Annotated in this window: 16 protein-coding genes and 1 pseudogene; 3 read left to right on the forward strand and 14 right to left on the reverse strand. The window is 60.8% G+C overall.

Going from position 1 to position 18,844, the window contains the following annotated elements; translation table 11 throughout:
• Window positions 1-3: 3 nt before the first annotated feature.
• From hutC to BLP23_RS09820, 14 genes and pseudogenes are all read right to left on the reverse strand, one after another.
• Entirely contained in the window at window positions 4-735 is a 732-nt protein-coding gene (hutC, locus tag BLP23_RS09755; protein WP_092584674.1) for a histidine utilization repressor, read from the reverse strand.
• Window positions 736-796: 61 nt separating this feature from the next.
• A complete protein-coding gene (locus BLP23_RS09760; protein ID WP_092584675.1) occupies window positions 797-1,810 on the reverse strand; it encodes a zinc-dependent alcohol dehydrogenase in 1,014 nt (337 codons plus the stop codon).
• A 2-nt stretch (window positions 1,811-1,812) separates the two neighbouring features.
• Entirely contained in the window at window positions 1,813-3,141 is a 1,329-nt protein-coding gene (hisD, locus tag BLP23_RS09765) for a histidinol dehydrogenase (protein ID WP_092584957.1), read from the reverse strand.
• 41 nt (window positions 3,142-3,182) lie between these two features.
• A complete protein-coding gene (locus BLP23_RS09770; protein ID WP_092584676.1) occupies window positions 3,183-3,983 on the reverse strand; it encodes an ABC transporter permease in 801 nt (266 codons plus the stop codon).
• Window positions 3,980-4,924, reverse strand: a complete 945-nt coding sequence (locus BLP23_RS09775) for an ABC transporter permease (RefSeq protein WP_092584677.1) — start codon at window positions 4,922-4,924, stop codon at window positions 3,980-3,982. The genes BLP23_RS09770 and BLP23_RS09775 overlap by 4 nt, the downstream gene beginning before the upstream one ends.
• Window positions 4,925-4,993: 69 nt before the next feature.
• On the reverse strand, window positions 4,994-6,109 hold the full coding sequence (locus BLP23_RS09780) for an ABC transporter substrate-binding protein (RefSeq protein ID WP_092584678.1): 1,116 nt from the start codon (window positions 6,107-6,109) through the stop codon (window positions 4,994-4,996).
• Between the two features lie 33 nt (window positions 6,110-6,142).
• Window positions 6,143-7,276, reverse strand: a complete 1,134-nt coding sequence (locus tag BLP23_RS09785; RefSeq protein WP_092584679.1) for an ABC transporter ATP-binding protein — start codon at window positions 7,274-7,276, stop codon at window positions 6,143-6,145.
• 313 nt (window positions 7,277-7,589) lie between these two features.
• Window positions 7,590-8,357 (reverse strand): SDR family NAD(P)-dependent oxidoreductase, encoded by a 768-nt coding sequence (locus tag BLP23_RS09790; RefSeq protein WP_092584680.1) that lies wholly within the window; start codon window positions 8,355-8,357, stop codon window positions 7,590-7,592.
• A gap of 538 nt (window positions 8,358-8,895) precedes the next feature.
• Window positions 8,896-10,890: a glycosyltransferase gene (locus tag BLP23_RS09795; protein WP_092584681.1), complete on the reverse strand. Its 1,995-nt coding sequence runs from the start codon at window positions 10,888-10,890 to the stop codon at window positions 8,896-8,898.
• Entirely contained in the window at window positions 10,872-12,104 is a 1,233-nt protein-coding gene (locus tag BLP23_RS09800) for an HlyD family secretion protein (protein ID WP_092584682.1), read from the reverse strand. The genes BLP23_RS09795 and BLP23_RS09800 overlap by 19 nt, the downstream gene beginning before the upstream one ends.
• Window positions 12,105-12,859: 755 nt before the next feature.
• The gene (locus BLP23_RS09810) at window positions 12,860-13,447 is read right to left on the reverse strand and encodes an RES family NAD+ phosphorylase (protein ID WP_092584683.1); all 588 of its coding nucleotides are present in this window, start codon (window positions 13,445-13,447) and stop codon (window positions 12,860-12,862) included.
• Complete coding sequence (locus tag BLP23_RS09815) at window positions 13,444-14,133, reverse strand: hypothetical protein (protein WP_233426666.1); 690 nt, start codon at window positions 14,131-14,133, stop codon at window positions 13,444-13,446. The genes BLP23_RS09810 and BLP23_RS09815 overlap by 4 nt, the downstream gene beginning before the upstream one ends.
• A 111-nt stretch (window positions 14,134-14,244) precedes the next feature.
• Window positions 14,245-14,410 (reverse strand): annotated as a pseudogene (locus BLP23_RS33065) (alpha-hydroxy-acid oxidizing protein); the annotation flags it as partial.
• Between the two features lie 124 nt (window positions 14,411-14,534).
• Complete coding sequence (locus BLP23_RS09820; RefSeq protein ID WP_092584684.1) at window positions 14,535-15,548, reverse strand: LacI family DNA-binding transcriptional regulator; 1,014 nt, start codon at window positions 15,546-15,548, stop codon at window positions 14,535-14,537.
• 120 nt (window positions 15,549-15,668) lie between these two features.
• Between BLP23_RS09820 and iolG the strand changes: the two genes are divergently transcribed.
• From iolG to BLP23_RS09835, 3 genes are read left to right on the forward strand one after another with little or no spacing between them, the layout of a single operon-like run.
• Window positions 15,669-16,676 (forward strand): inositol 2-dehydrogenase, encoded by a 1,008-nt coding sequence (gene iolG / locus BLP23_RS09825; RefSeq protein ID WP_092584685.1) that lies wholly within the window; start codon window positions 15,669-15,671, stop codon window positions 16,674-16,676.
• Between the two features lie 28 nt (window positions 16,677-16,704).
• The gene (gene iolE / locus BLP23_RS09830) at window positions 16,705-17,619 is read left to right on the forward strand and encodes a myo-inosose-2 dehydratase (protein WP_092584686.1); all 915 of its coding nucleotides are present in this window, start codon (window positions 16,705-16,707) and stop codon (window positions 17,617-17,619) included.
• A gap of 22 nt (window positions 17,620-17,641) precedes the next feature.
• Window positions 17,642-18,814, forward strand: a complete 1,173-nt coding sequence (locus BLP23_RS09835; RefSeq protein ID WP_092584687.1) for a Gfo/Idh/MocA family protein — start codon at window positions 17,642-17,644, stop codon at window positions 18,812-18,814.
• Window positions 18,815-18,844 lie beyond the last annotated feature (30 nt).

An 18,844-nucleotide genomic window follows, 5' to 3' on the forward strand; every position in this document is an offset into this window, starting at 1 on the left:
CGGTCACTTGCCGCTGTGCAGATAGCGACTGCCGAGCGAATAGCGGCTGCCGACATAGGTGAACGTGTTGACGGTAGCGACGACCGGCCCGGTCCAGGTCTTGCGATGCAGAACCAGGCAACAGTCGGCGGGACGAATGTGCAGCAGGCGCCCCTGATTCTCGCCGGCCGGCAGGGCACTGATGAGGTGCTCCACCTCGGTCAGCGGGGTGGCGTTCTGCAGGTAGTCATAGGTGGCAAGCGTGCTGAAATCCTGGTCGATATAGCCCGAAACGAGGTCGGGATTGACATAGCGTTCCTCGAGTTGGACCGGTAGGTCGTTCTCGAAATGGATCACGAGCGAGTGGTCGACGGGTTTCACGGTTTCGAACTCGAAGGCGAGCAGAAGCTCGGCTTCCGGTCGTTCGATGCGCTCGAGCACGACCACCTCGGCCCGATGCCGGCTGCCGCGCGCCTTGATCTCGGTGATGATGTTGCTGATCTCGATCAGCGTCGATTGCGGCCTGGGCGGAGCGATGAAGGTGCCGACGCCCTGGATGCGGCGCAGATGCCCCTCGGAGGTGAGTTCGCGCAGCGCCCGGTGGACGGTCATGCGGGATACGCCCAGCGTCGAGACGAGTTCGTTCTCCGACGGAAGGCGGCTGTTGCGGGCCCATTTGCCGCTGCCAATATTGCCGAGGACAAATGCCTTCACCTTCTCGTAAAGCGGCGATGCGGAATCTGAAAGTGCATTCATGGTTCACTGCCTCTTCCGCCGCCTCGACGGGCTGGCATCCAAAATCATGTGACGGACCGGACTAGCCCGCCACCTCGATGATCGTCTTCAGCGCCTTGCCCTCGCCCCGCAACAGCTGTTCGTAAGCCTCGGGCACGTCGTCGAGCGCCGGCAGCACCTCGATGAAGCGTTGAAGCGCGGGCGCGAGCTCGACAAGCAGCCCGACGGCCTCGGGCAGCTCGCCGGCGAAGGCATGGCTGCCGATGAGCGATATCTCCCGCTCGACCAGGATGTTCGGGTCGAAGTTGAGCTTGCCGTGAGCGATGCCGACGAGCGCAAGCGCTCCACCGCTCGACATGATGTCAAGCGCCAGTTCAATCGCCTGGATACTGCCGCTGGCATCGAGGGCATGACGCAGCCGTCCGCCGGAAAGTGCTGCTTCGATCTCCGCCTTGCCAAGAGAAACGACCGTGCCGCCGGTCACCTCGGCAACGAGAGCCGACCTTACGGCATTGAGATCGGCCAGCAGCAGCGGGCCGTCATGCAGCCGGCAGAGAAGCAGGGCGCTCAACCCGCCGATCGCGCCGCAACCGATCACGAGAACCGGTTCCCCGGCCGGGACGGCGAGACGACGCACGGCGTGCAGCGCTACTGCCAGCGGCTCGGCCATCGCGGCGATATGCGGCGAAAGCTGCGGATCGTGACGGACGACCAGCCGGGCTGGCAGTTGCACCGCCTCGGCAAAGCCGCCGTCGCAGACCTCCCCGACGAAGCCCAGCGTCTCGCAGACGTTGCTGCGGCCGCTCGTACAGGCCGGGCAGGTGCCGCACCACATGCGCGAATCCGCGGAGACGACATCTCCAACCGCAACATGGATGACGCCTTCTCCGACAGCCGTCACGCGACCGCAGAATTCATGCCCCGCCATGGAGGGACGACGCGAGATCCACTGACCGGTGCGGTAGTTGTGAAGGTCGGAGCCGCAGATACCGGCGGCCCTGATCCGGAGATTGACGAAGCCCGGTGGCGGGGCCGATGGCTCGGCCACTTCCTCCACCCGCAGGACCTTTGTATCGTGGAGCCGCACGGCCTTCATGTTCAGGCGCCCTTCTTCAGGTAGGCATCGCGTACCGGCGAGACGGCCAGCGCGTGAGAAGAGAAGCCCTCGTAGATTGCCAGATTGTGCGAGTGCCGGGCAAATTCCGGATAGGCGGATGCTGTTACAAAGCCGACGGAGCTACGCTTGACGAAATCCGCAACCGACAGCGGACCGAAGGTGCGCGCCCAGCGGCTGGTTGGCAGTACGGCATTCGGGCCGAGCGAGAAATTGGCGATGCTGACAGGCGTATGGGTGCCCATCAGGATTTCGGAAGCCTCGGTGATGTGGCCAAGATGGATAAATGGCTCTTCGGACAGAAGCTCCAGATGCTCCGGTGCATAGGCGTTGACGAACTCGTAGCTCTCCTCGATCGAGGAGGTGAGCACCACGCCGCCCGTCTTGCCGGTGAGCACGGCCTTGGAGAAAGCGACGCGCTGCTCGGTCATCTTCGCCCAGTGCTCGGGAAGCGCTGCGAGCGCCTCTTCGGCGACGCGGCGGCTGTGCGTGACGAGATAGGCCGACGAATCCGCGCCGTGTTCGGCCTCAATCAGCAGGTCGAGTGCGGCAAGTCCACCATGGACCGTATCGTCGGCGAGGATCATCACCTCGGACGGACCGGCCGGAAGGCCGGTGTCGATGACGCCAGAGAGCGAGCGCTTGGCAGCGACCACCCATGGGCTGCCGGGGCCGACGATCTTCAGCGCCGGCTTGACGGTTTCGGTGCCGTAGGCAACCGCCGCCACGGCCTGGGCACCGCCGACCTTGTAGACGGTCTCGACGCCGGCAAGTCGTGCTGCAACGAGGGTTGCGCCATCGACGGAGCCGTCCGGCGCCGGTGGTGTGACGATGGCCAGATTCGGGACGCCTGCAACCGCGGCCGGAACCGAAGTCATCATCGTCACCGACGGGAAGGAACCCTTGCCGCGCGGCACGTAGAGCGCGACCGACTGGATGGGCGTAAAGCGGTCTCCGGCAAAGGCTCCGGGACGGATTTCCTTCAGCCACATGGCTTCCGGCTTCTGCTCCTCATGGAACTTGCGGATATTGTCGATTCCGAACTTTATGGACTCGATGACGCTCGCATCGACCAGCTTGAAGGCCGCATCGATCTCCGCCTCGGCGACCTTGAGATTGGCCTCGGTGATATCTGCCTTGTCGAATTCGCGGCCGAACCGGGCAAGCGCCTTGTCACCTTCTGTGCGCACGGCTTCGAGGATCGGCGCGACCCTTTCGACGAAGCTCGAGATGTCGGTTTCCGAGCGGCGCAGCAGCTGCGCCTTTTCCTCGACGTTTAGCTTGGAATAATCGTAGAAAGACACGTTGGTCATCGTCTTGTCCTTGATGTCTGGCCCGCGCGAGGCCGAAGGCGTCATTTCGATTTGAGGAAGATGTCGAGACCGACCAGGCGGTCGAGCAACGCGATCGCAAGTCCGGCGCAGGCGATGAACACCACCGAGATCGCAGCCAAATCAGGCGTGATGATCGAGCGGATGGAATTGTAGATCTGCACCGGCAGCGTCACACTTCGGGCATCGACGAGCAGCAGGCTGACCAGGAACTCGTTGAGCGCGAGGATGAACATCAGCAGCGACCCGGTGATCACGCCCGGCAGCACTGCTGGAAGGGTAATGTAGAGGAAGCGCTGCAGCGGCGGGGCCCCGCAATTGGCCGCTGCCAGCTCGAGATCCGGCGACAAGTTGCTCGCACTTGCCGTTACGGCCCAGATCATGAAGGGCAGATTGATGACGCAGCACGCGATCCCCACCGGCCACAGCCTGCCTAGTGCGTTCATCTGGCCGAAGACGAGCATCATGCCGATGCCGGAGCCGATCAGCGGAATGGTGAAGGGCAGCAGCAGGTAGATCTGGATGGAGCGAGCAAACCGTACCCGGTACTTCGCGAGTGCGATGCCGGCGAGCGTGCCGATGGGGATGGCGGTCACTGTGCAGATCGAAGCGACGATCAGGGAACGCAGGAAGGCCTGCCGGAGATCGCTCGCTTGCGCGATTGCGCCATACCATTTCAGCGACAATCCGTCCGGTGGGAAGGTGATGATGTTTCCGGCGGTGAAGGAGGCCCCGAGCACCACGATAGTGGGCGCCGAAAGCATGACGAGCGCAGTTGCGACGAATGCCCAGATGACGATGAACTTGCTTCGGCTGCCGGTCATTTGCGGTCTCCCCCCATAGCAAGCGTGCCCGCGCCGAAGAGCATGAACACGACGCCGACGAGGATGGAGCCCACGGCGACAAGCATAAGCGACAGCGTCGCCCCTAGACCCTGGTCGGAGGTACGGAAGAACTGGTCGTAGATCGCGTTGGCGATGAAGTCCTGCGTGCCGCCGCCAAGGATGGCGGGAATGGCGAAATCGGTGAGCGAGAGCGTGACGACCACGAGCCCGGCGCCGACGAGCCCTGGCCGGGAGAGCGGCAGGACAATATGGCGGAAGGTGCGAACCCAGTCGGCGCCGAGGGAGGCCGCCGCTGCCTCGAGCTCGCTCGGGATCGCGGTCAGGGCAGGTGCCAGCATCAAGACAGCGAAGGGCAGCATGTATTGCACAAGGCCGAACAGGACTGCGGGGTAGTTGTAGAGCAGTCGCATAGGCGGCACGCCGACGAGACCGAGCGCCTCGTTGACCATTCCCTGGTTGCCGAGAATGATGAGCCAGCCATAGGCGCGCACCACCTGGCCGATGAAGAAGGGCAAGAAGAGCGCCACGAGCAGGAACTTGCGAAGTGCCGACGAGGGCGTGCGCACCATCAGGTAGGCGTATGGGAAGGCGAACAGCAGCGTGATTGCCGTGACAATCACCGCGCCCATGAGGCTGCGACCGGCCACCGTCGCAAAGAATTTCTCGGTCAGAACGCGCTGGTAGTTGGCGAGCGTGTAGGTCTCCGACATCAGGAAGGTATTGGTATCGAGTGTTCTCAGGCTCGTGTCGCCGATCTGGACGAGACCGAGCACGAGCAGCCCCACGAGCACAACCGCCGGCATCAACATGAGATAGGGCAGGCCGCGGCCGAAACTCGATGGCCAGACGATGGCCGCAAGGCCTTCAAGCACATCCATGACTCGCCATGTCAAAGGATATGCGGCACGGGGAGCGCGCATGATACCGATCCTGTTTCACGAAAGAAGGCGTGCCCGCCGCCAGAAGGGACGCGGCGGGCAGACAAGGCCTCAGCCTTGCATGATTTCCTTGAACTTGGCGAACCACTGGCTCTCGTTCTCGACCTGAACCTTGGACGAGATGCGGATCAGATGCTTGAAGTCCTCTTCCTTGGTCGGATAGGAGGGATCGCCCACGAGATCGGCCGGCGGATTGACGCCCGGGACGACGCCTGGCAGACCGAGACCGTCGAGCCAGATCTGCTGGGCTTCCTTGGTGAGGGCGTGGTTGATGTACTGCTTGGCCCAGTAAAGCTCGTTCTCCGGCAGGCCCTTTGGGATCCACAGGCCGTCAGTATCGAACTTGGCGCCTTCCTCGGGCACGACCCACGCGATCTCGATGCCGTTTTTCTTGGCTTCGCGCGCGTTGGTTGAGATGGTGCAGGCGGCATCGATCTCGCCCTTCTGGAACCAGGTGGTGAAATCGGGGTCTTCGCCGAGCAGCGGCTGCTGCTCCTTGATCTTGGAAATGAACTCCCAGGCCGGCTGCATGTTGCCCGGAATGTCTTCGAGCTTGCCGCCGCCCGCAACCTGGGCCGGGAAGTGGAAGCCGATGCCGTCATTGTAGAGCGCGATGCGACCCTTCAGTTTGGGATCAAGCAGGTCCTTCCAGGACTTCGGCGCACCGTTCGGGAAGGCAGACGGGCGATAGGCGAGCACGTAGACATAGCCGTATGTGTTGACGATCGGATAGCCCTCGAGACCGACCGGCTTGGCAAGATCGGTCGCGTCTTTGAGGTTCGGCAAGTCCGACAGGTCCTCGGTCACTCCGCGCAGCGCCGACTTGGTCGCGTTCGTCGTCGTGTCCCAGTTGATGTGGATCGGCGGGACACGCTTCTGGGCAACCGCGGCCCAGACCTTCGGCTGGATCTCGTTGTCCTCGGTCAGGTCGTGACGAACGGCGATCCCGGTCATCTTGGTGAAGCTGTCGGACACGCCGGCCTTGAGTGCATCGACCCAGCTACCACCCCAGGCGCGAACGATGATTTCGGCCGGCTTTTCCGGCTCCTGGGCAAAGGCGCGGCTGACGCCGAGCGTCGAGAGGCCGGCCGAGGCGCCGGCCGCGGCCATGGACGCAAGTAGCGTCCGGCGGCGGATCTGCGCGGACAGGAACTTTTCATGCGACATTACACATTCTCCTCTGGCTAGACCTTCTCGGGGTCATTTTTGAAAGACATGCATATCTCTGGCATTCCAGCCGAGACGAACTTCTTCGCCAGGACCGAACTGCAAATGGGATTCGGGATCGTGGTCGAAGACGCGCATCAGCACGCCGGCCAGACCCGGAACCCGAATTTCGTAGACGACGCGCTCGCCTTCAAAGATGCAGTCGACCACCTGGCCGTCCACCACCGTTTCGAGACCGTCGAGGCTCTTGCTCTTTTGTGCGACGCGGATCTGCTCGGCACGAACGGCAGCGGCGCAGGGCGCACCGGCCGCAAGCGCGGCATCGGCAACCACGCCGGCAAGGCGCAGGCCGTTCGCCTCGAACACGACGCGTGAAGAAGTCAGGTCGAGGACCTTGCCGTCAATGAAATTGGTGACACCGATGAAGCTGGCGACGAAGGCATTGCACGGCGCGCGATAAGCGTCGACTGGACGAGCCTTCTGCTGGATTTCGCCGCCGCTCATGACGATGACCTCGTCGGACACCACCAGGGCCTCGCGCTGGTCATGGGTGACATTGATCGTCGTTACCCCGAGTTCCTTCTGGATGCGGCGGAACTCGAGCTGCATCTCCTCGCGCAGCTTGCGGTCGAGCGCGGCAAGCGGTTCATCAAGCAGGAGCAGGTCCGGCTCGAACACCAGGGCGCGGGCGATAGCGATACGCTGCTGCTGGCCGCCGGACAACTCATTGATGCGCCTGCTGCCATAGCCGCCCAGTCGGACGAGATCGAGATAGCGCTCGACCTTTTCCGGGATCATGCGTGCATCATGGCGGCGCATCTTGAGCGGAAAGGCGACGTTTTCGGCCGCCGTCATGTGCGGGAAGAGTGCGAGCTTTTGGAACACCATGCCGATTGCGCGCCTGTGGGGCGGCACGGCACTGACCGGCTGACCGTTGATGAAGATTTCGCCGCTGGTTGGCCGGTCAAAGCCAGCGATCATGCGCAGAAGCGTCGTCTTGCCGGAGCCGGACGGGCCGAGAATGGTCAGGAACCGTCCCTTCGGCAGGTCGAAGACGGCATTCCTGACGGCATGGACATCACCGAAGACCATGCCGACATCCTTGACGGAAACAGCGATCTGACCGGTCGATTCGGCGCGACGGAGGTCGGCAGCAACAACGCCCATGGCATTCCCCTGTCTTGCTCCGTTCGACGAACGAGGCCGACGCGAAGCTTCATTCTAACGTCCCGGTCGACAGGCAACCGACCGAGTTTTTGCGTTAAGTTGTCTATACATATTTGTACAAGTACCGTCAACCAAGTTTGCATATTTTTTGCGCCATAAAGTCGCCTGATCAATATTTGTGCAGTTGCGAAAAGCAGGTTCAACTCCACCGACAGTCTTGTCGTGCGCGAACAGAAAGGCAAGCACGCCCCACGAGTGTCCGGTAGGGTTTGCACCATCGGACGAACCATTCGCGCGACGCTTGGCGCCCATTTCAGATCGAGGCGAGATAGCCGCCGTCGACTGGAATGCAGTGGCCGGTGACGTAAGCCGCAGCATCGCTACAGAGGAAGACCGCCACGCCGCCGATGTCGCTCTCCTTGCCAAAACGGCGCTGCGGGATCTTGGCCAGCATGCGCGACTGCCAGTCCTCGTTCTCATAGAAGCCCTCCGTCATGGCCGTGCGAAAATAGCCGGGCGCAATGGCGTTGACGCGGATGTTGTGCGCTGCCCATTCGCTGGCCAGCGCCCGCGTCACCCCGAGAAGGCCGGACTTCGAGGCGCCATAGGGCGCCGCCGTCGGAATGCCGACGTAGGAGGTCAGCGAGCAGAGATTGACGATAGCTCCACCGCCCGCCTCCGCCATGATCCGGCCGGCCGCCTGGGCACAGAAGAAAGCCCCCTTCAAATTGGTCGAGAGGATCGATTCCCAGAGCGCCTCGTCCACGTCGAAGGACGGCCGAACATTCTCGAACCCGGCATTGTTGACGAGAATGTCGAGGCCGCCCAGCATCTCGGCCGCCGCTCTCGTGACGCCTCCGCAGGCCTCGACGTCGCGCACGTCCTGGGCAAGCGTCACCGAGCGACTGCCGGACTTCTCGATCAGTTCCCGGGTTTCGGCCAGCCCCTCGACCGCCCGCGCTGTGATCGCCACATCCGCACCGGCCTTTGCCAATGCAATCGCGATTGCCTGACCTATGCCGCGGCTTGCTCCGGTGACGAGGGCGCGACGGCCGGTCAGATCAAAATTCGGCTGGGTCATGATGGCTCCTTGTTCTCATTCCCGACGACATGTCTATACATTATATAGACCATGATCCCGACTTATGAATGTCGCGAACGCACCCATGGAGACTGCAAATGGCTAAACGTTCAAGCCCTGTCGTTGAGGAAATTCACGCGATCTGTGCTTGCAATTCCGGACTGACGTGGGGGCGAGATACCACGTCGGCGACATCGCAAAGCTTGGTTTTAACGAAGACCTCACGGCATGGCCAGCGACCGCGCGATATCGACGATGTCATCGCGCGAGCAGTCGGATCCTCCTGTTCCAGGCGACGCCCTGCACGAACCGGATGCCGTTTCTGCAAACAGGCCAGTTCGACATCCCGCATGTTCAGCGTCGAAGCCGGTTCACACTGTAGTCTTTTTTCAGAGGTCGGTGCGCCGAGAGCCAACCGGCACCCCGTGTCGGCACGGTCGCTCCTGCCCGGCAGCAAGGGTTTGACGCGACGACACAGCCAGTTCCGCTGTCCGGTCCCACTGAATTATGTATATGTGCGGGCCGAAAAACACCTCGCTCAAAGCGTCCGGGTTCGACCGAATGTCCGAAGCAGTAGGTTGATCGAGACAGCGACCTTGTCGATGTCACGAACGTCCTGGGAGTAACGCCCGGTATATAGCTTGACGATCATTTTATCGCGGGCCGACCCGCTAAGATCGAAATGGAGGTGCAGGTAGAAGGCCTCCTTGTCGCCATGGCGAGCAACGCTCCTTCGTCTTTGAGTGACCATCTTCAGTTCCGTTTTGAAGGGTGAAAAACCCTCCAGCGACAGCGTGACATCGGCAGATGCAAAGCGCGTCTCCGTCGGCACGGCAACGACTGCCTTGTCGAGCGCCAGACTGACCATGCGGCCGGGAACGCCGTCCACGTGAACCGCCTCATCAAGTTTGAACGCATTAAAGAGCCGTCGCGGTTTCTCGAAGCAGATCAAGGACGCGATAGCGAGAACGAGAATGTTGATGCCGGACCAGCAAGCCGCAATCGGAGAGAACTGTGCCTCGACTTGGGAGGTCTCAGGCACAATATTGATGACAAGACCGATGGCCGTCGCCAATATCAAGACCGCTATCCAGGCAAAGCTGTATCCATCAAAACCAATGGCCTCGTTGCCGCTGCCCTTCGGGGTTACCCTGAACGGTTTGCCGAAGGGACGCACCACACTGGAAATGACGGTTGGCAACATCCGAAACGTCGAAAAAGCTCCGACGGCACTCGATACGACGGGCAAATACCGCGTCGGTGTTATCCAGAGCATCAAAAGGAAATAGGCCGTCAGCAACGGCACTTGATTGGAGATATAATCCGCAGCGTTGGTGAAGTAGAGCGGCAGCAAGCCGAACCAGAGATATATGATCGGGATGATCAGTATCGTAAAGCGCACCAGATACTGGACCAACCACGACAACGGAAGGAACATGATGCGTTGAAAAAGTGAAAGACCAGGGCCGCGCAGCGGGCCATTGTGAAGATAGAGTGTTTGAATTCCCCCCTGGCACCAGCGCTCACGCTGTACGAAATAGCCAGTCAAATTCTCTGCTGCCAATCCCATCGACAGGCGCTCATTCAGGTAACGGGTCTTGTAACCCTTGTTGAGCATGGAAAGAGTGGTCAACAGATCCTCTGTGATGGATTCCGTCGGAAACCCCCCTATCGCATCGATCGCCTTGCGTCGCGAGATCGAGCATGACCCACAGCAGAAACTGACGTCCCAGATATCTCGACTCGGTGCAATTTCATCAAAAAACAGACGCTGCTCGTCCGGCCAGATATTTTCGAGACCGAGATTTGTCTGCACCGGATCGGTATTGAAGAAATGCTGCGGCGTTTGAACGATACCGATGGTTGCATCGGAAAAGAAGGGAAGCGTGCGGCGCAGGAAGTGACGATAGGGCACGAAGTCAGCATCGAATATCGCGATGAAGTCGCCGGAGCTGACCTTCAGACCGTTGTTCATGTTGCCGGCTTTTGCATGGCTGTTGTCGGGCCGTGTGACGTGGATTGCTCCCCTCTCCTTGCAGTACGCCTTGAGCCAATCACGACGCTGATCGTCGAGCACGTAGACTTTCAGCTTGTCTTGCGGATAGTCGAGCGCAAGCGCCCCTATGATCGTCCTTTCCAGGACGTCGAGCGGCTCGTTGTAGGTAGGAATGAACACATCCACCGTGGGCAATTCATGCTCGTCACCTCTAAAGAAGTCTCGCGCAAGCCTGTCCGCTTCTGCGCTCCGGTCCACATATCGACTCATCAAGACCAGGAAGAGCACGACTTCAAAGAACGCGAGAATTTCTACGATGAACAGAAACCAGACCCAGTAGAAGTTGGGGCCATCGTTGGGATAAGGAAGTACCGTCTCGAATAACCGCCAGAGTATATAGCGCAATGCAATGACGCCAACCACAGCGCATGTGATCGCGCGCGTCCAGCTGTGATTTCGCGACCAGTTGAAAGGCCCAAGCAAAAAGAACGCCAAAACCAAAAAAGTCGGCGCCAGTGCTATGAGATACTGAACCACAGGCCTTCCACCCAGTTCCATATGCGGATGTCAGGTTTGGGCAGGCGCACCTGAACGGAACGGCCCACCTGGCAAAAGTTCGCAAAATCCGTATTCAGAGCGGAGGGGGCCAGGCCTACGCGGATTCGATCGTTGCGCTTGGTTGTTTCGGGCTGGTTGGCGGCCAGCGTATCCTTCTCGGCGACCGCGGCACTGCCTCTGACCGATAGGACCACGCCTTTGAAGACGTCGCCTGCGCCTAACAAGCGCACCTCTGCAGTAAGGCCAGGATAAATCTCTTGGTAATCGACCTCTGGAACAAGGATATCGACGAACAGATCGCTGCAATCGAGAATACGCATCAGCTCGTTATTGAGGATGACGTTCGAGCCGTTGACGACGTTGCTACTCCATACGACTCCATCGAAAGGCGATGGAACTGATGCCGAAGTGAGACTGCGGACACGGTTTTCCTCCTCAATCAGCTGCTTTTGCACCTGTGCGGCCCGTGTTTCGTTTTCGGCGATGCGCGTGTTGAGATCATTGATACGAACGATCACCTCATCCTGTCGCTGGCGGGAATAGGGCACGTCGTTCTGACCGTCACCGAGAACGAAAACACCCTGGCGAACGGCTTCCAGCTTTTGTTCGAGCTGCGCAACGGTCAAGCCGCTGATTTCGAGTTCGCCCCCCGCCGCCTCCCAGGCGGCTTTCGCGGACTCGACCATCTTGGTGGAGAGGATACCCTTTGCCTCGAGCGCCAGCCGCCGGTCAAAGTCGACCTGCGCGACATTGTCCTGCGCCTGGGAAACCTTGACCCGCTTGTTCAGAATCTCGACTTGTCGCTCCAGGTCAGCAATAGTTGTACGCATAAAGACTTCCATGCGTACAGCCAACTGATCACGAAGCCGTACAAGCTCATCGCGTTCTCGCTTTAGCGCCGTAACATGTTCGACGGCAGTCATATGATCGGCCCGCAGTGAAGTCAGTATTGCGCGGTTTACGCGAGCATTGTGTATCAAGGCGAGCGGCTCTCCTGCCAACACGCGCGCACCAACTTTTGGGGGCGTTTCTGCGAGCTCGCCGTCGATAGGAGCGTTCACGATCGCAAATCGCGCATTCACTGTGCCGTCGAGGCTGGTATAGCCAGTCAGGCTGGGCAGCATAAGAACGATCACAAGCGCTAGGAGCGATATGCCGACCAGAATACGGGTGATGCGGTGGTTCCAAATCATTCGCACGTCCGAAAGTTAACAACCGCAAGGCACTCATGCGAGGCCAGCGCATAGTGAATGCAACCCCTTCTTGTGGTGATCTAGGCGCATCATAGCCGCGGGCAAGGGGGAGAGCTGGCTGCGCGCGATACGTGCAGTAAAAATGTTGCAATAATGCTAACCTTGGATCAGCTGTGAACCGCAGTAGAGGCTCGTTTTGTATCACGATGGACCGTTGACGCGTCTTATGGCGAAGTTGCCGGTCGTCCCATGGTCCTGCCAGCCCAGATGGGCTCAGTAGGATGCAGGGCAGCTCAAATCGAGCAAAACCGCAAGTCTGGGCTTCTCGCTTTCGGACTGCAGGTTCACATTGCGACCGGTTGAAGCCGTGGGTATCGCGGCATTTCAGCCCGCCCGAAAGCCTCACCAGCAACACGGGCACAGCACCTATTCCCAAGACGACTGATCTTTAGGCAATCGGCCATCTGGATCGTGAACTTCGACGCTGTCGCCTGCACCGAGGGTTGGCGCAAAGGCGGCGAGAATTGTTCCTCCGGCATGCTGATGCGATGGAAAGAGTGCCTGACCGTTCTCATGCAACCAGACGCCATAGAATGACGCGGCTATCATCGGCGTCGTCTTCATCGTCGGCCTGCCGCAAAGCCTGGATCTCCCTCCACAATACCATCGCCATACCCGGCCGCGACGCCCGCAACCCAAAGGGCCACCGTGTTGATCACGACGAGGAGCCTTCACAACGAAATCGACCTGCCGGGTTACGGAGCCAACCCGACCTTATAGCGTCCGGCCACTTGCCAGAACCAATTTTCATCGAGCTCGGTTCGACGTTCGGCCTCCGACAGTGCGGATTCTGCTGCCTCGAACAGGCCGAAGCACAGCTGGGAATCATCGTGGCGACCGTGGTAGGCAATGCCATCGGCTCCGACAGGATGACCCGCCAGAGCCTTCGACCAGGCCTGCGACGCGTCATATGGCAAACCCGCATGAGTCACTTCAGCCGTCGCGCCGAGGATTGCAAGTCCAGGACCGGTCATCCTGATCAGCCTCAGGTCCTTCTCCAAACGGATGCGGACATAGGCCTTGCGATGCAGGAAGGCAGGATCGATCAAAGAGTGTCCTGGCGAACGGAGGAATGTCTCTGCGAAGGCTCCGTGGATTTCCTGCGCCACGTAGAGCACGCCGTACGATCCGTCTGGCGCATTGAAGCGGCCGAGGTCGGACCGATCGAAATAGATAGGATCATATGCGGCTGTATAGAACCGATGGAGATCGGTTCCGTCCGGAAGCGTTATCAGCTCAGGGTGGCCCGAATGCAGATCGCTCGGCGGAAGCGGTGGCGTCACGCACCTTGCTCGCCATATCGGCGCGCCGCTTCCACAACGAGGGAGATATCGCCGGTCTTCAGGACGTCGATCGGCCTGCGGCTGCCGAGCCGCGCGTCAGGCCGCGCGAGGAAATTCAGGATCACCCAGGCGTTGTTTGTGGGTAATGCCTGGCGAACCTCCTTCAGGCCTGAGACGATCGAGCCATCGCGGTTGAACTGCAGCGTCGGATAGGCGCGCCGATTGCTGGGCCCGGGGACCGCCAGCAGGCTGCCGTCATTGACCCGCTTGTCGACCGCCTGACGAGAGACGCCTTGCATCAAGGTCCGGACCTGATCGAGGTCATAGGCGCCGCCGGCCTCCTCCAGGTCCTTCTGGGCGATCCTCACACCCTCGACCAATGCAAGACTGCGCGCATCGGGCTCGAACGCTGCTTGATTGATCACCGCCTTCTTTCCCGCGGAGCTTCCAGAGGTCACGACTTGGGCGGCGCTCTTGAGGCGTTCGCCGAGTGTTTCGCTGATCTTTCGCGTCGTCTCTGGCCTCGAAGATACGACGGCGACCTCAGCTCCTGCTGGCAATTTGAATCCGGCGAGCGCCTTCATAGGATCTCCCTTGACGACAAACACGGCCATGCTTTGACCGGCCCGTTTGCCGGCCGGCTGAAAGGAACCGGTTTGAGAGTTTGATTGAAGCTTCGGTGCCATTGGGTTGATCTCCTGAGCAAGAGATAAGCTCTTGAGGCAACTTTGTCAACTTCGACAACTTCAGCAAGTAAAGGCCAATCCCATCGAAGGCTGTCTCGCCCGACCCTCCAAAGCCGGCCTGACCGCGAACTCAGTGAGGCCGGCAAGGTTCAGTTTGAACGGAATCGAAAAGCCTGTGCGCTTGTCGCATTCACGATTGCCGCCGGCGATACTGTCGACAGCGTGCCATCATTTCCCGGTTCAGGCCACGGTCCTTGTGGAAATAGAACTGATAGACGGGGTTGGTGCCGCGCTGTGGCGTTTTTGGAGTGACGCTGGGTGGAATCTTATCAGCCGTACAGCTTGACTTGACGTCTCGGATCTTGGCGTCTTGATGCCACAGAGACAGCAAATGTGTTGCCTCAACAATTCTCGATCATGTGAATATGGATTGACGTGGTGAGGCAAGCAGGTGGGTCGTCCTTGCGACCGAAATGGGCAGCCAGTGCTTCAACTGCCGCTCGCACTTCAAGCGCCGGATCCTGATCGATGATGGCATCAATCAGGCCCTCGCGCATCAATTGGCGGCGTTCGTCGGTCAATTCGTGCGTGATGAAGACGATCTCATTCCTCCTCCCGAGAGCATTCATCGCGCTGACCACCGATCGCGCTCCCGCGGAAGCGTTGTAAATGCCTCGAATGCGAGGGTTGCCTTTCAAGGCATTAAAGACGAGGTCACCTGCCCTTTCCCCACGCTCCATGCTCTCGAGGACCCCTGCTATCTTGCACTGGGGATAGCGCTCGCGCAAAACCGCGCGAAAACCCATCTCGCGCTCCTCGTGGCCAATCATGCTGAGCATGCCGGAGATGACGACAATCTCACCCCCTTCCTCGCCAAGCAGGCGCCCCATCAAATCGCCTGCGACACGTCCTGCCTTCCTATTGTCTGGTCCAACATAAGCATATCTTTCGGCATCACGAATATCGGTCGCCAGAGTGATGACAGGCTTTCCGTTGCGGCCGAATGCCCTGAGCGCGGCTGCGATGTCCTCGTTCTGGGGGCTGACGATGACCAGTGCATCACAGCGCGAGGAGAGTGCATTTACCAGGGCGACCGTCGCCGCAGGCCGCGTTGGATCGATGTGGTGGACTTGAAACTGAAGATTATACTGGAGGAAATCCCTATTTGCGGCTTCAAAACTGTCCTGCACCGCGGCGTGAAACGGATTGGCGCGTGACTGAAGCAATACGGCGATGCGAAGGGTGCGAGCGGCTCTTTGATTTAGCGCCCGGTCGATCTTAAGCTTGCGCGCATATTCGAGCACGCGACGTTCCTTATCCTCGCTTACTCCGCCGCGGTTGTTGAGAACTCGGTCGACCGTGGACAGCGATACCCCTGCCGCAGCAGCCAGATCCCGCGCCGTCGGTTTTCCCATCACCCGATCCCCGTTTGAAGAAATCTCTTCAAAATTGACGTTCTCCTTCAGTAGCACTCGGCTAATCTGCAGGCAACGGGATGGAGGCGGAAACGGCGCCCGGCAAAAAGGGAGGAATCAATGACAGATCTCGCTGTCTTCGGCGCGGGTCGTATCGGGCATGTGCATGCGCTGAATGCCGCCAGCTTGCCTTCGGTGCGCGTAAAGTATCTCGTCGACCCGGTCGCAAGCGAGCAGCGGGCCGTCCTTGCGGCAAGGACCGGGGCGGACATCGTCTCGGCCGATACGGTGTTTTGCGACGCGTCGGTCGACGGGATCGTCATTGCCAGCTCGACCGATACGCATGCCGGGCTGCTCCTTCAGGCGGCCCGCGCCGGCAAGGCGATCTTCTGCGAGAAGCCTGTCAGCCTCGATTTCGTAACGGTGGAGGCCGTCACCAGCGCAGTCGAGACCTCCGGCGTTGTCTGCCTTCTGGCATTCCAGCGCCGCTATGATCCCGATTTCCGTTACGTGCGCGAGCGGATCGTCAGCGGTGAGGCGGGTGCCCTTGAGCACATCGTCATGCACACCCGCGATCCCGCGCCGCCGTCGCGCGCTTATGTCGAGCGCTCCGGCGGCATGTTCCGCGACCAGGCCATCCATGATTTCGACATGGCTCGCTATCTGCTCGGCGAGGACATTGCCACCGTCTACGCGGTCGGCAACTGTCTCATCGATCCCGAGATCGGCGCAGCCGGCGACATCGATACGGCGATGGTGACGCTGACCTCCGTCTCCGGCCGGTTCGTGCAGATGGTCAACTGCCGCCGCGCACCGTTCGGCTATGATCAACGGCTGGAAGTGCTGTGCTCGAAGGAGGTGCTCTATGTGGAGAACCGGCCGCAGCGTGGAGTGACCATCGCCAATGCCGACGGCTTTCGCGCCTCCGCCCCGATGAATTACTTCATCGAGCGCTTCGCCGATGCTTATCGCAATGAGATGGCGGCCTTTGTCTCCCTGATCGAAACCGGAGGCCGGCCGCTTGCCGGCATCCGGGACGGACTGGAGGCGCAGCGTATCGCCGAGGCGGCACTTGTCTCCATGCAGAGTGGCTTGCCCGTCCGCATCGGGCCGGACTGGCGACCTTAGCGCCTTCACTTCCATCTAGGAGGATACCATGACGAAAGAGAAATTGGCGACGCTGCCGGACGGGGTACGCCTTGCTGTAAGCCCGCTTTCCTGGGCCAATGACGTGCTCGAGGATCTCGGCGCTGATATAGCGGTCGAGACCTGCCTGGACGATGCCGCCCGTGCCGGCTACCAAGGCGTCGAGCTAGGGCGTAAGTTGCCGCGCAACCGCGAGGCGCTGGCGCCGCTCCTGGAAAGCCGTGGCCTTGCGCTCGCCTCAGGCTGGCATTCCGGAGAGCTTGCCGAGCGCGATGTCGAGGCTGAGATGGCCGCGGTTGCCGCCCACGCCGAACTCCTGCGCGCCATGGGGTCAACGGTGCTGGTCTACGGCGAGGTGGCGATGATGGCGCCCGGTGCGCCGCTTGATGCGCCGATGTCGGCACGGTGCGTGATGCCGAAGGAGAAGATCGCCGCTTATGCGGCACGGCTCACCGACTTCAGCGCACGGCTGGCCGGAGAATACGGCCTCGCGCTCGCCTATCACCATCACCTGATGATGGTGGCGGAAACATTTGATGAGGTCTCTGCCCTATTCGACAAGGCGGGATCGGCCGCCGGACTGCTGCTCGACACGGGCCATGCCGCTGCAGGCGGCTTCGACTACACCCGGCTGATCGAGCGCTTCGGGGACCGCATCGTCCATATCCACCTGAAGGACGTGCGCGGGCCGGTCATCGCACAGGTCCGTGCCGGCGACCTCAGCTTCAATGCCGGCGTGCGCAGGGGCATGTTCACTGTGCCCGGGGACGGAATCGTCGACTTCGCCCCGCTTGCAACCTTTGTTCGGCAAAGCGGCTATCAGGGCTGGCTGGTGGTCGAGGCGGAGCAGGATCCGGTGCTTGCCCCGCCGCTGCCGGCCGTCACCGCGGCCTTTCACCACATCCTCGACACCTTTGCTGCCTGAGCAGCTTCATCGGGAGAAAAATATGGGCAAGACAATCCTTAACATCGGCCTGATCGGCTCCGGATTCATGGGGCAGGCCCATGCCGATGCCTATCGCCGCGCGGGCATGCTCTACCGCGACCTGCCCGCCATTCCGCGCCTCTACCTGCTGGCTGATGCCACCGAGGAGCTGGCGGCCGGGGCCGCTGCCCGCTACGGTTTCGAGAGGAGCACGGGCGACTGGCGCAAGCTGGTCGAGGACCCCGAGGTGGACATCGTCGACATTACCTCGCCCAACGCCATGCATCATGAGATGGCGCTCGCCGCAATTGCGGCCGGCAAGCATGTCTATTGCGAAAAGCCTCTCTCGGTTACGTTGGCGCAAGCCGAAGAGATGGCCGCCGCCGCAAGGCGCAAGGGCGTCAAGACCATGGTCGCCTTCAACAATATCAAGACGCCCGCCGCCATGCTCGCCAAGCACTTGATCGACAGGGGCGACATCGGAGTGCCGATGCGGTTCCGGGGCTGGTTCGACCAGGGCTTCTTCAACGATCCGGACCTGCCGTTTTCCTGGCGCTGCTCACGCAAGGACGCCGGCTCCGGCGCGCTCGGCGACCTCGGCAGCCATGTGATTTCCGTCGCGCAGTATCTGATGGGCGACGTCGACAATGTCATCGCGCAGACGCAGACCTTCTTTCCGACCCGGCCGGTTCCGCAAGGCGGCTCCGGCTACGGTGCAAAAGCCGGTAGCGACGCACCGCGCGCGGTGGTGGAAAACGAGGATCAGATCCAGACGCTCGTTCGCTTCAAAAGCGGCGCCGGCGGCACGATCGAAGCGTCGCGCGTGGCAGCGGGAAAGGTCTTCGGCATCTACTGGGAAGTGTCGGGCACGGAAGGCACGATCATCATGGACGGCGAGCGGTTCAACGAGCTGAAGATCGCGCGCTTCAACGATGCGAAGCCCGACCGCGGCTTCAAGACGATCTATGCCGGCAGCCAGGTTCCGCAGTTTTCCGCCTTCTTCGGCTTCGACTTCGCCGGCGGCGGCCTCGGCTACTTCGACGTCAAGGTCATCGAGGTGCGCGACTTGATCGAGGGCATCGTCAACGCGCCGGACTGCTTCCCGAACTTCGAGTTCGGCCTTGCCAACGAGCGCATCATCGACGCGATAGAACGGTCGCTGGAGAAGAAGACCTGGCAGCCGATCGCCGGCTGAGCGACGGGCGCTCACTGATCATGGGAGGAT

The sequence above is a fragment of the Rhizobium mongolense subsp. loessense genome (genome assembly GCF_900099775.1).
GTDB lineage: Bacteria > Pseudomonadota > Alphaproteobacteria > Rhizobiales > Rhizobiaceae > Rhizobium > Rhizobium loessense.